This is a genomic window from Natronoarchaeum mannanilyticum (assembly GCF_039522665.1).
In the GTDB taxonomy this organism is placed as follows: Archaea; Halobacteriota; Halobacteria; order Halobacteriales; family Natronoarchaeaceae; genus Natronoarchaeum; species Natronoarchaeum mannanilyticum.
The window spans coordinates 474780-492606 of sequence record NZ_BAAADV010000001.1 but is presented as its reverse complement, the minus strand read 5'-3'; the positions used below and the strand labels follow the sequence as shown (position 1 = coordinate 492606).

At 70.2% G+C, this 17827-nt stretch carries 19 protein-coding genes; 7 read left to right on the top strand and 12 right to left on the bottom strand.

The genetic code is table 11. The annotated features are described in order from the left end of the window. Positions 1–4: 4 nt before the first annotated feature. From ABDZ81_RS02645 to cbiT, 9 genes are all read right to left on the bottom strand, one after another. Complete coding sequence (locus ABDZ81_RS02645) at positions 5–733, bottom strand: cobalamin biosynthesis protein (protein WP_425541895.1); 729 nt, start codon at positions 731–733, stop codon at positions 5–7. Continuing rightward, entirely contained in the window at positions 730–987 is a 258-nt protein-coding gene (locus ABDZ81_RS02640) for a ferredoxin (protein ID WP_343772289.1), read from the bottom strand. Before ABDZ81_RS02640 ends, ABDZ81_RS02645 begins: the two co-directional genes overlap by 4 nt. After that, a complete protein-coding gene (cobJ, locus tag ABDZ81_RS02635; RefSeq protein ID WP_343772288.1) occupies positions 977–1969 on the bottom strand; it encodes a precorrin-3B C(17)-methyltransferase in 993 nt (330 codons plus the stop codon). Before cobJ ends, ABDZ81_RS02640 begins: the two co-directional genes overlap by 11 nt. 3 nt (positions 1970–1972) lie before the next feature. After that, the gene (locus ABDZ81_RS02630) at positions 1973–2806 is read right to left on the bottom strand and encodes a precorrin-3B C(17)-methyltransferase (RefSeq protein WP_377074985.1); all 834 of its coding nucleotides are present in this window, start codon (positions 2804–2806) and stop codon (positions 1973–1975) included. A 340-nt stretch (positions 2807–3146) separates the two neighbouring features. After that, positions 3147–4109, bottom strand: a complete 963-nt coding sequence (locus tag ABDZ81_RS02625) for a carbohydrate kinase family protein (protein ID WP_343772286.1) — start codon at positions 4107–4109, stop codon at positions 3147–3149. 173 nt (positions 4110–4282) lie between these two features. Further along, positions 4283–5257, bottom strand: coding sequence for a cobalt-precorrin 5A hydrolase (gene cbiG, locus ABDZ81_RS02620; RefSeq protein WP_343772285.1), 975 nt, complete (start codon positions 5255–5257; stop codon positions 4283–4285). A 297-nt stretch (positions 5258–5554) separates the two neighbouring features. Next, entirely contained in the window at positions 5555–6466 is a 912-nt protein-coding gene (locus ABDZ81_RS02615) for a cobalt-precorrin-4/precorrin-4 C(11)-methyltransferase (RefSeq protein ID WP_343772284.1), read from the bottom strand. Next, positions 6459–7247 carry a cobalt-factor II C(20)-methyltransferase gene (locus tag ABDZ81_RS02610; protein ID WP_343772283.1) on the bottom strand — a complete coding sequence of 263 codons (789 nt, stop codon included), beginning with the start codon at positions 7245–7247 and terminating at the stop codon, positions 6459–6461. Before ABDZ81_RS02610 ends, ABDZ81_RS02615 begins: the two co-directional genes overlap by 8 nt. Continuing rightward, entirely contained in the window at positions 7244–7822 is a 579-nt protein-coding gene (gene cbiT, locus ABDZ81_RS02605; protein ID WP_343772282.1) for a precorrin-6Y C5,15-methyltransferase (decarboxylating) subunit CbiT, read from the bottom strand. Before cbiT ends, ABDZ81_RS02610 begins: the two co-directional genes overlap by 4 nt. A gap of 147 nt (positions 7823–7969) precedes the next feature. On the opposite strand from cbiT, the gene ABDZ81_RS02600 reads away from it, so the two are divergent. After that, complete coding sequence (locus ABDZ81_RS02600; protein ID WP_343772281.1) at positions 7970–8785, top strand: DUF7839 domain-containing protein; 816 nt, start codon at positions 7970–7972, stop codon at positions 8783–8785. A gap of 262 nt (positions 8786–9047) precedes the next feature. Next, on the top strand, positions 9048–10268 hold the full coding sequence (locus ABDZ81_RS02595) for a putative manganese transporter (RefSeq protein WP_343773356.1): 1221 nt from the start codon (positions 9048–9050) through the stop codon (positions 10266–10268). Positions 10269–10281: 13 nt separating this feature from the next. Here ABDZ81_RS02595 and ABDZ81_RS02590 read toward each other — a convergent pair whose 3' ends face one another. Beyond that, positions 10282–10725: a DUF2391 family protein gene (locus tag ABDZ81_RS02590; protein WP_343772280.1), complete on the bottom strand. Its 444-nt coding sequence runs from the start codon at positions 10723–10725 to the stop codon at positions 10282–10284. Positions 10726–10848: 123 nt separating this feature from the next. On the opposite strand from ABDZ81_RS02590, the gene ABDZ81_RS02585 reads away from it, so the two are divergent. Beyond that, complete coding sequence (locus tag ABDZ81_RS02585; protein ID WP_343772279.1) at positions 10849–11664, top strand: lipoate--protein ligase family protein; 816 nt, start codon at positions 10849–10851, stop codon at positions 11662–11664. 36 nt (positions 11665–11700) lie between these two features. Here the strand turns inward: ABDZ81_RS02585 and ABDZ81_RS02580 are convergent, their stop codons facing one another. Continuing rightward, the gene (locus ABDZ81_RS02580) at positions 11701–12228 is read right to left on the bottom strand and encodes a peroxiredoxin family protein (RefSeq protein ID WP_343772278.1); all 528 of its coding nucleotides are present in this window, start codon (positions 12226–12228) and stop codon (positions 11701–11703) included. A 95-nt stretch (positions 12229–12323) separates the two neighbouring features. On the opposite strand from ABDZ81_RS02580, the gene ABDZ81_RS02575 reads away from it, so the two are divergent. The 3 genes from ABDZ81_RS02575 (at position 12324) to ABDZ81_RS02565 (ending at position 15128) form a co-directional block, all read left to right on the top strand. After that, positions 12324–13160: a deoxyribonuclease IV gene (locus tag ABDZ81_RS02575; protein ID WP_343772277.1), complete on the top strand. Its 837-nt coding sequence runs from the start codon at positions 12324–12326 to the stop codon at positions 13158–13160. Positions 13161–13318: 158 nt separating this feature from the next. After that, positions 13319–14251: a hypothetical protein gene (locus ABDZ81_RS02570; protein WP_343772276.1), complete on the top strand. Its 933-nt coding sequence runs from the start codon at positions 13319–13321 to the stop codon at positions 14249–14251. Positions 14252–14327: 76 nt separating this feature from the next. Continuing rightward, positions 14328–15128: a class I SAM-dependent methyltransferase gene (locus tag ABDZ81_RS02565; RefSeq protein WP_343772275.1), complete on the top strand. Its 801-nt coding sequence runs from the start codon at positions 14328–14330 to the stop codon at positions 15126–15128. A 15-nt stretch (positions 15129–15143) separates the two neighbouring features. Here the strand turns inward: ABDZ81_RS02565 and ABDZ81_RS02560 are convergent, their stop codons facing one another. After that, on the bottom strand, positions 15144–16199 hold the full coding sequence (locus ABDZ81_RS02560; protein WP_343772274.1) for a S66 family peptidase: 1056 nt from the start codon (positions 16197–16199) through the stop codon (positions 15144–15146). A gap of 106 nt (positions 16200–16305) precedes the next feature. On the opposite strand from ABDZ81_RS02560, the gene ABDZ81_RS02555 reads away from it, so the two are divergent. After that, positions 16306–17826, top strand: coding sequence for a nucleotide-binding protein (locus ABDZ81_RS02555; protein WP_343772273.1), 1521 nt, complete (start codon positions 16306–16308; stop codon positions 17824–17826). The last annotated feature ends 1 nt before the right edge of the window (position 17827 follow it).

Genomic DNA, 17827 nt, shown 5'->3' with positions numbered 1-17827 from the left:
ATCGTCACGACAGCTCCCCCACGTCACCGCCGGTCGCTCGCTCGACGCTGCGGCGGAGCTTCGTCCGTCGCTCGGCCGAATACAGCCCGGTCTCGTCCGTCCCGGCGTAGAGCCACCGGGCGAACGCCTCGGCGTCGGAGTCGTCGGACAGACCGAACCAGTAGCCGCCCGAGGAGGTCTCCGAGAGTTCGTCGCCTCGAACGTCGGGGTCGGCGTCGGCGAGCAGGGAGCGGATCGTCTCCAGCAGGCGCTCGTCGTCGTGGACGAACGAGATCCCCACCGAGTTCGAGGACTCCCGGAAGCAGATCGTTCCGCAGGCCTCCAGCAGTCCCCGGAGGAGGTCGGCTCGGTGACCGGCCAGCGCGTCGAAGCGGTAGCCGCCGGGCTGGCCGTCCAGGGGTAGTCCGAGTGCGGCGCCGGCCCGATCGGCCGGCGCGCCGAACACCTGCAGCTCGTACTCCTCCTCGAAGCGGACGATCGACGCGTCGTGGGCCGACTCGCGGGCTTCGACGTTGCGGTCGCGCTCGTCGACGCCGGCGATCGCCGCCAGGGCGTCGGCGGCGGTCTCGTCGCCGACCCGGACCGTCACGCAGTCGCTCTCCAGATCGCCGTCGCCGGCGACGCGCCCCCAGAAGTACGCCGTCTCGCGCGTCGCGTCGAGCAGATCCGCCGGTGCGTCCGGCGTCGGGTCGGCGTCCTCGCGAGCCGCCGCGTTCTCGTCCGCGTCGCTCACAGCTCGGTCACCTCGATGGCGTCGACCGGACAGGCGGCCGCCGCCCGGCGCGCGTCGTCGATTCGATCGTCGTCGAAGGATGCGACGAGGGGCTGGTCGGCGGCGTCAGCGGCGTCCCCTCCGGCCTCCGCGTCGCCGCCCTCGATCGACGCCAGCCCGTCCGCGGCTTCGACGAACCGCGCGTCGCGGACGAGACAGGCGAAGATTCCCTCGCAGGCGTCCCGGTCGAGGCTGACGCGGTACTCAGTAGTCATACTTGGACTCGTAGCCCCGCGGCGTCACCATCCGGTCGTCCCAGACGTACGTGTCCTCGTTGCCGACGAGCAGCGTCGTCGTCATGTCGACCAGCTCGGTCTCGCCGAGCTCGGGCAGCTCCCGGAGCTCGACGATCTCGACGCGCTCGTCCTCGCGGCCGGCGCCGCGGACGACGCCGACCGGCGTCTCCGGCGCCCGATGTTCGAGGAGGATCTCGCAGCACTTCTCGTAGTTGTCGCGGCGCTTGCGCGACCAGGGGTTGTAGATCGCGATCGTGAAGCCCTCCTTGGCGGCGGCGTGGAGCCGCGACTCGATCGTCGGCATGTCGGTGAGGTGGTCCGACAGCGAGATCGAGACGGTGTCGTTCACGAGTGGCGCGCCGAGTCGCGCGGCGCACGACTGGGCGGCTGGGACGCCCGGAACGACGTCGAAGTCGAGCATCGATGCCGTCGCCCCCTTCGACTCGGCGATCTCGAGGGCGAGCCCCGCCAGCGCGTAGACGTTCGGGTCGCCGCTGCCGATGATCGCGACGTCGTTGCCCGCCAGCGCGCGGTCGATGGCTTCCTCGGTGCGCGAGACTTCGCCGCACATCGGCGTGTCGTACACCTCGTCGGCCGACTCGGTGATCTCGTCGGGCAGCAGCTCGGTGTAGGTCGTGTAGCCGACGACGTGCTCGGCGTCGAGCAGCGCCTCGCGGGCGCGGGCGGTCATCCCCTCGGGCTGGCCGGGACCGAGTCCGACGGCGGTGAGGCTGCCGGGATCCGCGTCGAAGTCCTCGACCGTCGAACCGACCTTCTCGTCGGTCGAATCGTCCGTGGTGGCGCCACAGGACGAACTGGACTCGTCGGTCGACGCCGAAGACGCCCCGCCGCACTTGCTCTCGGTCCCAGCGGTCGCCTCGGCGTCCGCGGCGCCGCACTTACTCTCGCCTTCTGCGTTCTCGTTCGCTGTGCTCTCGTCGGTGGTGTCGTCCGTGCTCATAGGTTAGAAGTCGTCGACGTCACGCCCGCCGCGCGGGGTGACGAGGTGTTTTCCGTGGTCGTTCTCCCAGACGTGGGTCTCGGCCGTGCCGACGAGGATGGAGGTGCCCATCCCGCCGACCTTCTCGTCGTGCTCGGTCGCCGCGCCCAGCGTCGTGATGGTGTGGGTCTCGTCCTCCAGGTTGCGCCCGGCCGCACCGCGGCCGGCGTCGTTGAAGATCGCGACCGGCACGTCGTCCGATCGCTCCTCGCGCAGGACGCCGATCGCGCGCTCGTAGTCGCGCCAGCAGTTGTAGAGCACGACGACGAATCCGGAGATCGCCGCCGCGCGCAGTTTCTCCTCGATCTCGTCCCAGCCGCGCCACTTGTCCGACAGCGAGATCGTGCAGAAGTCGTTCGACAGCGGCGCGCCGAGGTTGGCCGCGCCGCCCAGCGCCGCGGTGACGCCGGGGACGATCTCGATCGGGATATCGTCGGCGCCCTCCTCCTCGGCCATCAGGTACAGCAGGTCGCTCTTGCCGTACACGTTCGGATCGCCGCCTGAGACATGGGCGACGTCCTGCCCGTCGCGGACGCGCTCGAACGCCTCGCGCGCGAGTTCGATCTGGCGGCCCATCGAAGACCGGACTAGCGTCTGGCGGGTGCCGTTCGGACGTTCGAGAACGGTGCCTTCCTCGGTCGCGGCGTCGGGAGTCGCTCCCGCGCCGCCGTCGGTAGCCGTCTCGACTTCGGCATCCTCCGAGGGCAGGGTCCCGTCGCGCCGGAGGAACTCCTGGTAGAGGTTCGACGCGATGACGCAGTCGGCCGTCTCGACGACGTCCTTCGCGCGCTGGGTCATCGCGTGAGGGAGCCCCGGCCCGATCCCGACGACGTAGAGGGTTCCCAGATTGTCTCGTTCCGGGCGCTCGTCGTCGGCGCCGTGGCCAGTCACGCGGCGCTCACCCCGCCCGCTGCGGGCAGTCGTCGACGGCGGCCGTCGTCCGTCTGTCGCATGGAGAGTACAACGCGAGTTTCGCGTAAAACAATTTTGGTTGTTTTAGAGAAAGTGGGGTTTCTATAGGAATCGCCTCCTGTACGAGATCGCTATGCAGAGCGTCGGCTTCGAGCGGTTCGAGGCCGACGAAGAAGGTCTTCAATCGTCCGCGCGGCGAGCGACGACTACGACGCGGACTACCGACTTACTGCTCTCGCTCCGCCGCGAACGACTCCACTCGCTCCCAGTCGGGCGGCTGCTCCATGGCGCCGACCGTCGTCGCCGAGATCGCGGCCGCGGCGTTGGCCGACCGCAGGATTTCGCCGAGGTCGCGCTCGCCGCGGGCGAGCGCGCCGAGCGTCGCGGAGACGAACGCGTCGCCGGCGCCGGTCGTGTCCTTCACGTCGACCTCGAACCCGTCGCGTTCGACCGCGGCCTCGCCCCACGGCGCCGCGCTCGTGGCAAATCCGGTCGACCCCTCGGCGCCCCGCGTGAGGAAGACGGTGTGGGGCCCCTCGCTGCAGGCCGCCTCGCAGAGCTGCTCGGGCGTCTCGCCGCGGTAGCCCAGCTCCCGGAGTTCGTCGGTCGTCGCCTTGAGCACGTCCGCGGATCGGGCGGCGTCCCGGAGGACGCTCGCGTCCTCGCCGTCCCACAGCTCCGGGCGCCAGTTCGGGTCGAAGTAGATCGAACAGCCGGCGTCGGTCGCGCGGTCGATCAGGTCCAGCACGGCCGACCGGGAGGGCTCGCTCGCGAGGACGACGCCGCCGACGTACACCCACTCGATCCCCTCGAGCGCGTCGGTCGGGACGGTGCCGGTTTCGAGTCTCGTGTCGGCGGTGCCGTCGCGGTAGAACGTGAAGGAGCGATCTCGGCTGTCGTCGTGGGCGACGAACGCCAGCGTCGTCTTGGCGTCCGGATCCTGCTCGACGAACCGCGTCGGGACGCCGCGGTCGGCCAGCGTGTCGAGCAGAAAGTCGCCGAACGCGTCGTCGCCGACGCGGGTCCAGAACAGCGGTTCGGAGCCCAGCGCCGCGAGGCGCGCGGCGACGTTCGCGGGCGCGCCGCCCGCCCGCCGCTGGAACGACTCGACGTCGCGAAGCGCCCCCGGGGTCTCGGGCAGCATGTCGACGAGCGTCTCGCCGACGATGAGGACGGAGCGGTCGCTCATCGGTTCGGCCTCCCCGCCCGGATCGGCGGTCGGACGTCCGGTTCGACGAGTCGGCTCACGAATATGTCAGCGCCGTTCATCGGTATCAGCGATTGCACGCACGGGATAATAGGTGGTGTGCTCCCGGCAGCGGCCTTCGGCTGTGTTGCTGGTGCGGGACGCTTCGGCGACGCTCACCCGCCGACGGCGACCGTCACCGCGTCGTCGTGGCTGATCTTTTCGAGGACGAGTTCGTGCTCCGAGCCGGCGGCGATGGCGCTGGCCTCGGCGATGCCGGGCCAGCCGATCAGCTCCTTCGAGCGCGAGGGCGTCGGTCCCTCGAACCGTTCGAGATCCTCCTTCGCGAGCGAGACGAGGCCAAGGTCTTTCTCTGCGGCGGCTTCCAGCAGCCCCTCCTCGTCTTCCTTCCGGGTTCCGGTGGCGACGAACTCCACGTCGTCCCACTCTCTGTCCGCTTCGTCGAGCGCCCGGCCCCAGGCCTCCAGGAACTGCGATTTCTTCGCCCCGGAGACGCTGCCTGTGCCCAGCACGACCCCCTGGTCTTTGTTGCGCTCGAGGACCGTGACGTCGTCGCCGACGAGCACCGCTTTCGGGCCGTCGAGTCGCTCGATCGGCCCCAGTTCGTCGTCGAGGACGGCGAGGTTGGTCGCCACCGTCGAGTCGCCGTTGACGACGTGGGCGTCCAGCGCCTTGGCCTGCTTCTCGACGCCCTGCTTGTCGGCGGCCTCGCTGGCGGTGGTCATCGCCGGCACCGCACCCATCGACGCCAGGTCGTCGGCGACCTGGTTGGCGCCGTGGTGGCCGCCGGTGATCGGGATCGCCCACGTGAGCTCCTCGTCGACGACGCAGATCGCGGGGTCGTCCCACTTGTCGTCGAGCAGGTGGGCCGTCTTGCGCATCGCGATGCCGGAGGCCATCAGGCCGACGAAGCAGTCGTACTCGCCCCAGTGCTCCTCGAAGACGTCGCCGCGGTACTCGAGGATCTCGATCGACTCGTAGCGGTCGCCGATCCCCTCGACGATCTCCTCCGCGGTGTCCATCTTCCGCTCGAAGGCGACGATGGCGATCTCCTCGGCCACCTCGCCGTCCGAGTCGGGCGCTTTGCAACTGCCGGAGTCGGTCGTGTCGTCGTCTGTGTCAGTGCTCATGAATCAGTCATTCCGCTATTTTGCGTCCGATGCAGTTCCCGAGCGGCGCGCGCTGGCGGGCGCCTCGTGCGCCCGCCGACGCCGTGCGAGGGGTGAGGACCGCAGGGAGCCTCGCGACCGTGGACCGAACCGGTTGGGGAGGATGAGGTGCCGTCTGGGTGGGACTGGAAGGGGTCGCGTCCTCGACGACGGCGGACGAAGCAAGCACTGCAGCCGTCAGGCGAAGCGCGCAGCGAGGCCCCCGAGTCGAGGACGCGAGGGCTTCCGAGGCGTTTCCCTCGAAGTCGCCGGTCCGTCTCAATCGTCCGAACATCCCTCTTCCGCCTCTGTATCTGCTCCATCCTCGCCCCGGTTCGCCCAGCCGTCGTACAGGTACGATCGCTCGTAGCCGGCCTTCCGCGCGGCGTCGCCGATCAGGACCATCGCCGAGGCGCGATACCCCGCCTCCTCGACCTTCTCGCCGATCGTCGCGATCGTCCCCTCCACGATATCCTCGTCGGGCCAGGAGGCGTGGTACACCACCGCGACGGGCGTCTCGGGGTCGTGTCCCTCGTCAAGCAGCCGATCCATCGTCTCCGGAACCGCGTGGGTGCCCAGGTAGACGCAGGTCGTCACGTCGCCCATCGCGACGAACTCGCCGATGTGGTCGTCCTCGGGATCGAGCGTCTTGCCCTGGGGCCGCGTGAACGCGACGTGGTTGGCGACGCCGTTGAGCGTGAGCTGAGTCCGCAGCGTCGCGCTGGCGGCGAACGCCGACGTGACGCCCGGCACGACGTACGTCGGGACGCCCTCGTGTTCGAGCGCGTCCATCTGCTCGACCGCGGCGCCGTACACCGCCGGGTCGCCGCTGTGCAGTCGCACGACATCGCGACCGTCCTCGTAGGCGTCCCGCATCAGCGGGATCAGCTCCTCGAGATCCTTGCCGATGCTCGAGACTTGCTCGGCGTCTGCGCAGTACTCCTCGAGCAGCTCGCTGTTGACTAGCGAGCCCGCGTGGACGACCAAATCCGCCGACTCGACCAGCTCCTTGCCGGTCACGGTCAGCAGCCCCGGATCGCCCGGGCCGGCGCCGATGAAGGGGATCCCCTCCTGAACCTCCCCGGCCGTTCGCTCGGCGACCCGGGGGTCCCGTTCGGTCGCGCGCTCGGCCGCCGCGGCGTCGATGGCGTCCTGCGGGTCGGTCTCGCCGTCGGTCCGATCGTCAGTCACGGCGCACCTCGTCGCCGCAGAGTTCGCTCTCGGAGCGCTCCTGCCGGGCGAGATTTCGGCCGCCGCCGTCGGTGACGACGCCCGCGTCGTCGGTCAGTTCGAGGAAGGCGTCGGTGGCCTGCTCGACGCGAGACTCGGGCTTCTCGGCGTAGGCCAGCGTGTAGTAGTCCCGCTCGTCGAGTTCGGTCGGGTCGTCGGTGACGACGGTCTCGCCCTGCTCCATGAACAGCCGGCGGCCGTAGGTGACCTCGTAGCCGGCCTCCGCGAGTCCCTCGTGGGTCGCGGGCGCGTCGGTCACCTTGAACAGGAGCATCCGGTCGGGTCCGGTCGGCGCGACACCGCCGTCGGCTTCCCGGAGCGCGAGGCGCGACCCGGCCGTGATCTCGACGCCCAGCGCCGTCGCGAACGCGGTGACCGCGCTGACGCCGGGGACGACCGCCAGGTCGACCTCGGGGTGAAACGCCGCCAGCGTCCGCCGGAGGTGGCCGAACGTCGAGTAGACGTTCGGGTCGCCCAGCGTGACGAACGCCGCGGTGCCCTCGCGCGCTCGCGGCGCGATCTCGGCCGCGGCGTCCTTCCACGCCCGGCGAAGCTCGTCCTCGTCGCGAGTCATCGGAAAGTCCAGATCGCCGATGCGCTCCTCGGGGACGTGCTCGGTCGCGACCGACCGCGAGAGCCGGCCGGGCGAGTACACCACGTCGGCGTCCTCGAGGACGCGCCGCCCGCGCACGGTGACCAAGTCGGCGTCGCCCGGACCGAGTCCGACGCCGTACAGCGTCATCGCCGCCCTCCGTCTGCCGCTACCTCCTCCTCGCCGTCGACGCCGCCGACCAGCATGTACACCGGGTTGTCCGAGTCGAAGCTCGTCGCGCCGGCGAGCTCGTAGCCGCGGCTCACCTGGAACTGGACGACGTCCTCGAGCAGGTTCCGCTCGCGGAACGCCTCGGTCGCCGCGCCGGCAACCTCCAGCCGGGAGACGTTCATCACCACCCGGTCGACGCCGGTCTCGGCGGCGTGGTCCAGCACGGCCTCGTAGTTGCGGCTGCCGCCGAGAAAGAGGGCATCGGCGTCGTCGGGCAGCCCCTCGGGGGCGTCGGCCTCGCGGAGCTCGACGCCGTCGCCGGCGTCGTTGGCGGCGAGGTTCTTGCGTGTGGTCGCCAGCCGCTCGGGCTTGCGTTCGAGCGCGGTGACGCGACCGGCGCGCCGCGACGCTTCGACGGTGACGGCTCCCGTGCAGGAGCCCACCTCGACGAAGTGGTCGGACGGCGCCAGATCGAGCTTGGCGAGCAGGACGGCCCGGACCTCCGGCTTGGTCGGCCCGGCCTTCGCGTCGTGGGGCAGCGATACGCGCGACATCACGCAGTACAATGACGGTAGAGCGTAAAACAATTTTGGTTGTACTAACACAATCTTATTTTCTAAAACGGCAGTAGAGATCCCGATAACGCAATTTCTTCGGGAATACTCCAAACATACTTGTGCTACCGACCCGCAGTGCCCACCATGTCACGGGATGCGGGGGACGCCGACGCGTCGGGCGTCCTCGAGAGCAAGCGAAACGCGACCAGATACCAGATCCTGGTCGAGATCGCGGAGCGCCAGCCGGCGGTGAGCCAGCAGGAGATCGCCGACGCCATCGGCGTCACGTCCCAGGCCGTCAGCGACTACCTGCAGGACCTGATCGAGCAGGGCCAGGTCGACAAGCAGGGCCGCGGGCGCTACGAGGTCACCAAGGAGGGCGTCGACTGGCTCATCTCCCAGACCGACGAACTCCGATCGTTCGTCCAGCACGTCTCCGAGGACGTGATCGGCGAAGTCGAGATCGAGACTGCCATCGCCACCACCGAGATTTCGGAGGGCGAGACCGTCTCGCTGACGATGCAGGACGGCGTCCTGCGGGCGATGGCCGGGTCGGCCGGGAGCGCGACCGCGGTCGCGGTGACCGACGCCGAGCCCGGGCGGGACGTCGGCGTGACGAACTTCGAGGGCGTCGTCGACTACGATCTCGGGACGGTGACGGCCGTCGCCGTTCCCCGAGTACGAGAGGGCGGCAGCGCCGCCGTCGACGCCGAGACGGTGGCCGACCTCGCGGCGGACCACGACCTGATCGCCGCCGCGGGGACCGAAGCCCTCGCCGCGGCCGACGCCGCCGATATCGACCCGGACGTCCGCTTCGGCACCGCACCCGCCGTTCAGGAGGCCGCGACGAAGGGCCTGGACGTGCTCTTGCTGGCCGCCACGAACGTCCTGTCGTCCCACACCGACAAGCTCCGCGACCAGAACATCGGCTACGAGGTCGTCGACGCGAAGCGGGCCTGACCCCTCGTTCCGCGCTCTCTCTCCGCCGATCGGCGTCGATATTGACGTCGACGCTGCGCCGTTTCTCGTCCGCTCTCGGTACTCCGAACCGCCGCGTTCTGCAACTATAGTTGCGACGCTGCGGCGTGTTCGTCGGGTGATCGCCGAACGCTCGCCGGACGAAAGTACTAAGCCGTCAGGTGCGAAGCTAGAATTAGATGCGTCTAAAGATTGGATTAGGTGGGAGAACTTCACCCGGTCCGGCGGGTCGGCGGTGGTCCTCGTGATCGGCGTCGAGGAGGCGGCGGACATTTTCGTCTACTCCGTCCGCGACGGGTTCGTGCAGGTCAGCGCGTTCGTCGCGATCACGGTCGTGCTGTTCAGCTACGTCCAGTATCGGACGGACGGCAGACTCGTCCGCTACCTCGAAGACCACGAGCGGCTCCAGCCGCTGGCGGGCGGGCTGCTCGGCCTGACGCCGGGCTGTGGCGGCGCGATCGTCGCGATGCCGCTGTACGTCCGGGGCAGCGTCAGCTTCGGCACCGTCGTCGCGGCGCTGGCGGCGACCGCGGGCGACTCGGCGTTTGTCATTCTGGCGCTGGCGCCCGAGGCCGCGATCTACGCCTACGGGCTGGCGCTGGTCGCCGGCGTCGGCTTCGGCTACGCGGTCGACGGCTGGGGCCTCGGCGTCGGCCGCGTCGACCGCGCTGTCGGCCGGATCGGCCGCCCGATGACCGACGGCGGCTTCGCGACGACGAACGTCGCGAACGGCGCCCCGAGCGTTCCGGGCGAGGCCGACGCCGGGTGCAGCGTCGATAGTACCACCGACACCGACCGCGAGTGGCTCGTCACGCTCAGCCACGCGGTCCACGTCGCGTGGTGGGTGGTCGCGGCGGCCGGCCTCGTCGCGGGCGTCGAGTACCTCCGCCGGGGCGCTCCGGAGGTCGCGATGGAGATCGCCCCGACGTTCTTCGGGCTGTTCACGGTCGCCGGACTGGTCGGGACGACGCTCTCGGCGTACCTGTACTTCGTCGGCCGCGGAGTGATCGGCGACGGGGCGTCGGGTCGAGCGCGCGACACCTTTGGCAGCACCTACGAGACGTTCCAGCACGCCGCGATGGAGACCAGCATGGTGACGATCTGGGTGATCGTCGCGTACCTGCTCTACGAGTACTCGGTGGCGATCTTCGCGCTCGATATCGGCGCGCTCGCCGCCGCGGCGGGGATGCTCGCGCCGATCGCCGGCGCCGCGCTCGGGCTGATCCCCGGCTGCGCGCCACAGATCGTGTTCGCGTCGCTGTACGCCAACGGCGAGGTCCCGTTCTCGGCGCTGTCGGCCAACGCCGTCAGCCAGGACGGCGACGCGCTGTTCCCGCTCATGGCGATCGACATGAAGGCCGCCGTCGTCGCGACGATCTACACGACGATCCCCGCGCTGGTCGTCGGGATCGGCGTCCACCTCTTCTGGCCGTACGCGCAGTTCGGCTTCGGCGTCGTCGGCTGACGGGCCGATCTTCTCAGAGCAGGCTGTCCGCCGTCGCGGCGCCGACGACCGAGAACACCGAGCCGACGCTGACGGCCTTGATCGTCACCTCGACGGTCTCGGCCATGCTCCCGTTCGGGTACGCGTCGATGAACGTGTCGGGCGCGTCGAGGATCAGCGCCAGCAGCGTCACCGAGCCGAACGAGACGAGCATCAGCGAGAGAAAGCGCAGCGGGACGCCGGCGACCTCCTGCTCGGCGTCGGGGTCGCGGCCGGTGTCGGCTTCGTACAGCGCGGCGTAGCCAATCCCGGCGGTGACGCAGACGACCAGGAACGCCTGGAGGTGGCTCATGTTGCTCGCGAGCACCCAGACCTCCTCGGTGACGACGAACGGGCCGGCCAGCAGGAACCCGCCGACGATCTGCTGGGCGACGTCGGCCAGCCGGAACTGGGGGTATCGCAGGCGTCCGATTCTCATCTTCCTGACGCGACCGAGGTGCTACCGTCCCATAAGTCCGCGGAACCGGCACCGACGCGCCGGTGGTGACAGCCACGACTCGGCGTCGGAACCGACTTTGCGATCGCCGGCGTAGCCGACGCCATGACTTCGCTTTCCGACCGCGAGTGGCGCCTGCTCCCCGAACGCACCGACGACGGTCCGACGACGATGGCCCTCGAAGAGATCGCCGCCGAGACGGCCGTCGAGGAGGGCGTTCGAACTGTGCGGGTGTACTCGTGGGAGCCATCGACGCTCTCGCTGGGCTACCGACAGGACCCCGACACGGTCGACTGGGAGCACTGCGAGCGCGAGGGGATCGGCGTCACGCGGCGCCAGACCGGCGGCGGCGGCATCTACCACGACCGGCGCGCGGACATCTCCTACAGCGTCGTCGCGCCGGCCGACGAGCTCCCGGGCGATCTGATGGAGAGCTACAATTTGCTCTGCGAGCCGATCCTCGACGCCTTCGAGCGCATGGGCGTCCCGGCGTCGTTCGCCGACGAGGAGCTGACAGCAATCCACCAGCCCTGCTGTTACCTGCGAGCGATCCATCCGGCCCACGACATCCTCGCCGGCGGGAAGAAGATCAGCGGGAACGCCCAGTACCGTCAGCGCGACGCCGTGATCCAGCACGGCTCGCTGTCGTTCGATCTCGCTCCCGAACATCACCTCGGCGTCTTCGCCGACCCCGACACCGCGGTCGCGGAGTTCCGCGAACGCGTGACGTCGATCCGCGAGCACGCCGACATCTCGCGCGAGGAAGCGGTGAGCGCGCTGGAGGGCGCGCTGGCTGACTGGGCGGACGCCGACGAAAGCCAGTGGCGCGAGGACGAATTGGAGCGCGCTCGGGAGCTTGCACAGGAGAAGTACGCGACCGACGAGTGGACGCGTCGGCGGGCGGCGCCCGGTGAGTCGTAACTCGCGCTCCCCAGCGGAGAATCGACGCCGTCGGCGTCAGCTCTCCGCCTCGAAGCCGTCGCCGAACGTCTCGACGACGGCGTCGTGGAGCGCCCCGACGTCCGGCGTGTCCATCGTCGGATCGATCGCGTGATCCGCCAGCCAGCGGTGGCGTATCGTCCTATCCTGGTCGATCAGGAAGCACGAGCGCCGGGAGCGAGCGAGCAGGCGGAACGCCCGATAGTCGACGCCGAACGCCTCCGCAATTTCGAGGTCCGTGTCGGCGTACATCGGAAAGGAGAGATCGAGCAGGTCCATGAACTTCCGGTGGGTCACCGGTCGGGACGTGCTGGCGCCGACGAGCGTCACCGACGGGTTGGCCGAGAACCACTCGTAGTCCCGGAACGAGCACCACTCGTTGACGCAGTCGGGCGCGAAGTCGTTGGTGTAGAAGCAGAGCAACACCGGGCGTTCTTCGAGCAGTTCCGACAGCGGTGTCTCCTCGGCGCTCCCGTCGGAGCGAACCAGCGGCGCCCCGACGTCGGGCACCCGATCGCCGACCGCCAGCGGAGTCGAATCTGACATACCCTCTCTGGGGGCTACGACGCCAAGTGTTCTTTCCCCGAGGAAAGCCCGGACGCATCGAAGTAACTTTGCCGGTCGGATTCCTGGGGAGCGACATGAGCGACCTCCGAGTCGGCGCGCACGTATCGATCGCGGGCGGCGTGGACAACGCCGTCGAACGGCAGCTGGACGTCGGCGGCAACTGCGGGCAGATCTTCACGACCTCGCCGCAGGTCTGGCAGGACCCCGACATCGAAGACGACGAGGCCGAGCGGTTCCGCGACGGCACCCTCGAACAGCTCGACGGGCCGTGGGTGATCCACTCCTCGTACCTCGTGAACCTCTGTACGCCGAAAGACGACCTCCGCGAGAAGTCGATCGCCAGCATGCAGGCCGAGGTCGACGCCGCCGACACCCTGGGCATCGAGTACGTCAACGTCCACCTCGGCGCCCACACCGGCGCCGGCGTCGACCAGGGCCTCGAAAACGCCGCCAGCGCGCTCGACGAACTCGACGTGCCCGACGGCGTCACCGTGCTCGTCGAGAGCGACGCCGGCAGCGGCACCAAGCTCGGCGGCGACTTCGAGCACCTCGCGGACGTGATCGACCGCGCCGACCTCGACATCGACGTCTGCGTCGACACGGCCCACGCGTTCGCGGCGGGCTACGACCTCTCGACGGCCGAGGGCGTCGACGACGCCGTCGCGGAGTTCGACGAAGTGGTCGGGCTCGATCACCTGCAGTGCATCCACCTCAACGACTCCAAGCACGAGTGCGGCACGAACAAGGACGAGCACGCCCACATCGGCGAGGGCCTGATCGGCGAGGAGGGGATGACCCGCATCATCAACCACGAGGACCTCGCAGACGTGCCGCTGGTGCTGGAGACGCCCACCGAGAACGGGAAGGGCTTCGAGTGGAACGTCGAGCGCGTTCACGAGCTGCGAGAGTAAACGCAGCGACGCGAAGCCGACGCGGAACCGACACGTAACCGAACGGATCGCTTTCTCGGTCGAACGGCAAGCGTAGCGAGCCGTCGGTCCGCGCAGCGCGGCCGTACCGCGCGTTCGGGCCCACATATTCATGCGACCGGGCGTCGAAGCCGGTCGGTGTGTCGGACAGCGACGGTCGGTTCGTCGGACGGCGGGAGGTGCTGGCGGCGCTGGGCGCCGCCGCGCTCGGGCCGGCGCTGGGCGACGTTGGTGAACTGTCGGACGGCCCGAGGCGGAGCGCCTCGACCGCCCCCGAGACATCCGACGAGACCACTGAGGCCGACCCGACCACCCCGCCCGACGCCGTGCTCCGGGTCCGGACCTACCCCCGATTGGAACACTCCGCGGACCGCTGGAGCGGCTGGTCGATACCGACGCTGTCGGCTCACGGCGCGGTCGGCGACGCGCTCGACGCCGTCGCGACCTACGCCGAGGCCGAACGCGACGGGCTCGACCGCGTCGACTGGCAACTCGAGGCGGGCGCCGGCGTCGCCCTGCAGGGCGGTACCGACGCCTGGACGCTGGCCGAGCAGTTCCGCGAGACCGTCCGCGAGCGCGGTCGCGGCGAGGGCGACGTCTGCCATCTCCTGCTGTGGTCCGAGCCGCTCAACTACGAGGTCGGCTACGGGCTTGCATTGGGCTACGCCGGCGACGAGGACGCCGCCCACGCGGTCGTCAACGTCGGCGCCACCGAGCGCTGGGACGGCCGCGGCGTCACGAAGAACATGGCGATCCACGAGGCCTTACACCCGTTTATCGACGACGCCGCCACCGAGGCCGTGATCGGGGACGAGTGCTCGCACAACCTCGGGACGGTGCGGCGCGTCGGCGACGGCGTCGCCGAGGTGACGCCGCTGGCGACGTCCTACGCCGGCCGGTCGAGTCCGATCGGCGAGACGACCTGGCCGGGCAGCGGCTGTCGGGATCTGGAGGCGTTCTACCGGCACGACGGGCTCGACGGCGTCGACCGCTGGCGCCACACGACCGAACTCAGCGCGGGCACGCTGGAGGCCGCCTCGCTGTACGTCGAGCGAGAGTTGCGCGAGCGCTGAGTCGCTCCGAAGAACCTGCTACCGTTTCCCGCCCCAAACCGTCCCGCTTAACTACTCGCCGACGCCACTGCCGGGCGTGCGAGAGTTCTCGGCGGACTACCTCAGCGACACCCGCGAGGGGATGTGGGACGACTCCCGCGAGGCGCTGGACCCGATCGAACTCGATCGCTGGGACTCGGTGCTCGACGTGGGGTGTGGCACCGGCGAGCTCTCGGCCGTGCTGGCCGAGGAGACCGACGGCGAGGTCGTCGGCGTCGACGCCGATCCGTCGCTGCTGGGCCTCGCCCGCGAGCGCGTCCCGACGGTCGCGGGCGACGCGACGCGGCTTCCCTTCGCCGACGATTCCTTCGACCTGGTGGTCTGCCAGGCGCTGCTGATCAACCTGCCCGACCCCGCCGCGGCGGTCCGCGAGTTCGCTCGCGTCGCGCGCCACCGCGTCGCGGCGATCGAGCCGGACAACGGCGCCGTCACCGTCGAATCCAGCGTCGACGCCGAGTCCGAACTCGCGGGCCGAGCGCGTCGCGCGTATCTCGACGGCGTCGACACCGACGTGACGCTCGGGGCGGCCGGGACGCGCGAGGCGTTCGAGGAAGCGGGAATCGACGACCCGACGACGCGACGGTACGACCACGTCCGCGTCGTCGAACCGCCCTACTCCGAGCGCGACGTCGACGACGCCAAGCGCAAGGCGACGGGCGACGGCCTCGCCGACGACCTCCCGACGATGCTGGCGGGCGATCTCACGGAGGCCGAGTACGACGACCTCCGGGGTCGGTGGCGCGAGATGGGCCGCGAGGTCGTCGGCCAGATGGCCGACGGCGACTACCGCCGGCGCGAGACGGTCCCCTTTTTCGTAACCGTCGGGTCGGTCGAGTGAGCGCCGGGCCGAGAGTCATCGGAACGCGATGCGCTCGCGCTCGGCGTCGACGATGGCCTCCCCGCCGATCGGGACGGGCGCCGTCGGCGCGGTGTGGCCGAAGTCGACGCCGAACGCCACCGGCGCGTCCGGGGCGTACCGCCGGATCTCGCCCAGCATCGCGTCGCGGACGCGCCGGCGGTAGGCCGCCCGCTCGTCGGCGTCGCGCTCGACCGTCGGCGAGCGCGCCTTGATCCGTCCGACGAGCACGGCGTCGAACCGTTCGAGCAGCCCGCGCTCGCCCATCCCCAGCAGCGCCTGCCGGACGTACCACGGCTCGGGCAGTTCCTCGGAGGTCTCCAGCAGCAGGACGCCGCCGTCCAGTCGTCCGGGGTCGGGCAGGAACCGATCGACCGAGAGCTGCAGATCCACGACCTCGAACGAGCCGCCCCAGGTGACGCCCGTGACCCGCCGCTCCGGGCCGTGCCACTCCCGGCCGGGGTTCGGCTCGTGCTCCCGGTGGCGGTCGAGGTTCTCCGGGTCCCCCCACTCGAGGTCCTGATCGGTGAACTCGTCGGCCGGTCGCAGCTCGCCCAGCTCGTCCTCGAACAGCGCGCGTTCGAGGTACTCGACGGCGTACTCGCGCATCGAGCCCTGCATCGCGAACGTCGTCATGAGGTCGCCGCCGTAGCACGCGGCCACGCCCTCGCGCCAGAGGTAGTTCGCGAGGTTCGCGTTGTCGCTGGACCCGAAGAACCGCGTCGGGTGCTCGCGTAGCACGGCGGGATCGAGGTGGTCGAGGATCCGGACCTGGTCGAACCCGCCGATCGTGGCGATCACGGCCGAGATTTCGGGGTCGCGGAACGCCTCCATCACGTCCTCCGCGCGCTCTTCGGGGTGGTCCTGCAGGTATTCCGTGGACTTCCGGGCGGTCGGGAACTCCAGCGGTTCGAGGTCGAACACGTCGCGCAGGCGGTCGAGCCCGAGCTCGTACACGCGGGGGAACTCGGCGGCGAGTCCCGCCGAGGGCGAGAGGATCGCGACCTCGTCGCCGCGCTCGACCGCCGGCGGAAGGGTCGGCGTCGACGGCATGGATACGACTGCGTCTCGATCCGGGATAAATCCTCGCGCGGGCCGTCGAACGGAACGCTCCGCCGCGCACCACAATTTATTACGGGCGGCCGAGATGCCAACAGCGATGACCGGAAACGTCTACGCGATTCTCGGGGGCCGGGGCGACGTCGGGGCGACGACGACGGCCGCCGCGCTGGGGGCGTCCCTGGCGGAAACGGCCCACCGCGTCGCCGTGATCGACGCGAACTTCGACGACGAGGGCGTCGGCGCGGTGCTCGATCTAGGGGATCCCGAGCGGGGGCTTCGAGACGTCCTGCGCGGCGACGCCGACCTCGACGAGGCGCTGGTCGAGGCGTCCCACGGACTACAGGTACTCCCGAGCGGCGACGCCGCGCCCGCACCGACCGACGTGCGCTCGCACGCGCTGGTCCGCGCCGCCGACCGCGTCCGCGAGCGCTTCGACGTCGTACTCCTCGATCTGGGCGCCGCGGGCGGCACTCCCGCCGCCGTCGCTCTCGAGCGCGCCGACGGCGCGATCCTGACAGCGACGCCCGAAGACGACGCCATCGCGGCGGTCGGCGACGCCGCCACGGTCGCACGCTTTCACGGCGCGGACGTGCTCGGGACGGCGTTCACGAAGATCCCCGCGGGGACCGAGATCGACCACGAGTCCGCCGCCGAGGCCATCGGCACCGACGTGATCGCGATGGTTCCCGAGGACGACGCCGTCGCCGAGAGCGCCGCCGCGGGCGCGTCGCTGCTCCGTCACGACCCCGACAGTCCCGCCGCGATGGTGTACTGGGAGCTCGCGACCCGCCTCGCCGGCGACGACCTCGGCGACGAGCCCGTCGTCCACGAGCCGCCGACCGGCGAGGCGGCCGCCGATGAATCGACTGCCTCGGAACCGCAGGGTCAGGAGAGCGCTGACGCCCACGACGACGCGCCGGAGCAGGAATCTCCAGCCCCCGACTCGCAAGCGGGCGAGCAAGGGGCACCGAACGCAGTCGACGCCGCTGCCACCGAGCCCGGCGGAGCGGACGACGCCCCCGCGGACGACGCCGAGCCGATCGCACCACCGGCACCTGATGCCGCCGACGAACAGGACTCCACCGCAGCTTCCGCTCACGAAGACGCCACGGAGCAGCCCTCCCGGAGCTCCGGGGCGGCTCCGTCTCGTCGGGACGACTCGCAGGACGGCGCCGACGCTTCAGCGGACGGATCGGCGTCCGAGCGAGGGTCGCCAGCCCCCGACGACGTGGCGACCGCGACAGAGCCGGAGCCGGACGGCGAAAATGGTGGCGAGACGTCGAAAAACGAGTTCTCGTGGGACGATGATCCGATCGACGGCGACGAGCCGGACGGCAGCGAAACGGACAGCGGCGACGAGCCGCCGCTCGACGACGAGTCCGTCCTCGGCGGGGAACGCGACGAGCCCGGAACGGGGGCGGGCGACGGGGCGGATCGCGAGGCAACCGACGGGTCGCGGGCCGACGAGAAGGACGACGGGAACGACGGCGAGGACGATATCGACGCCGCGTTCAAGGCGACGATGGACAAAGTGCGCGAGCAAAATGGCGATGCGGACGACGATGACGACGAAGACGACGAGGAGGAGAGCGGCGGTATGTTCGGCATCGGCAGCTGAG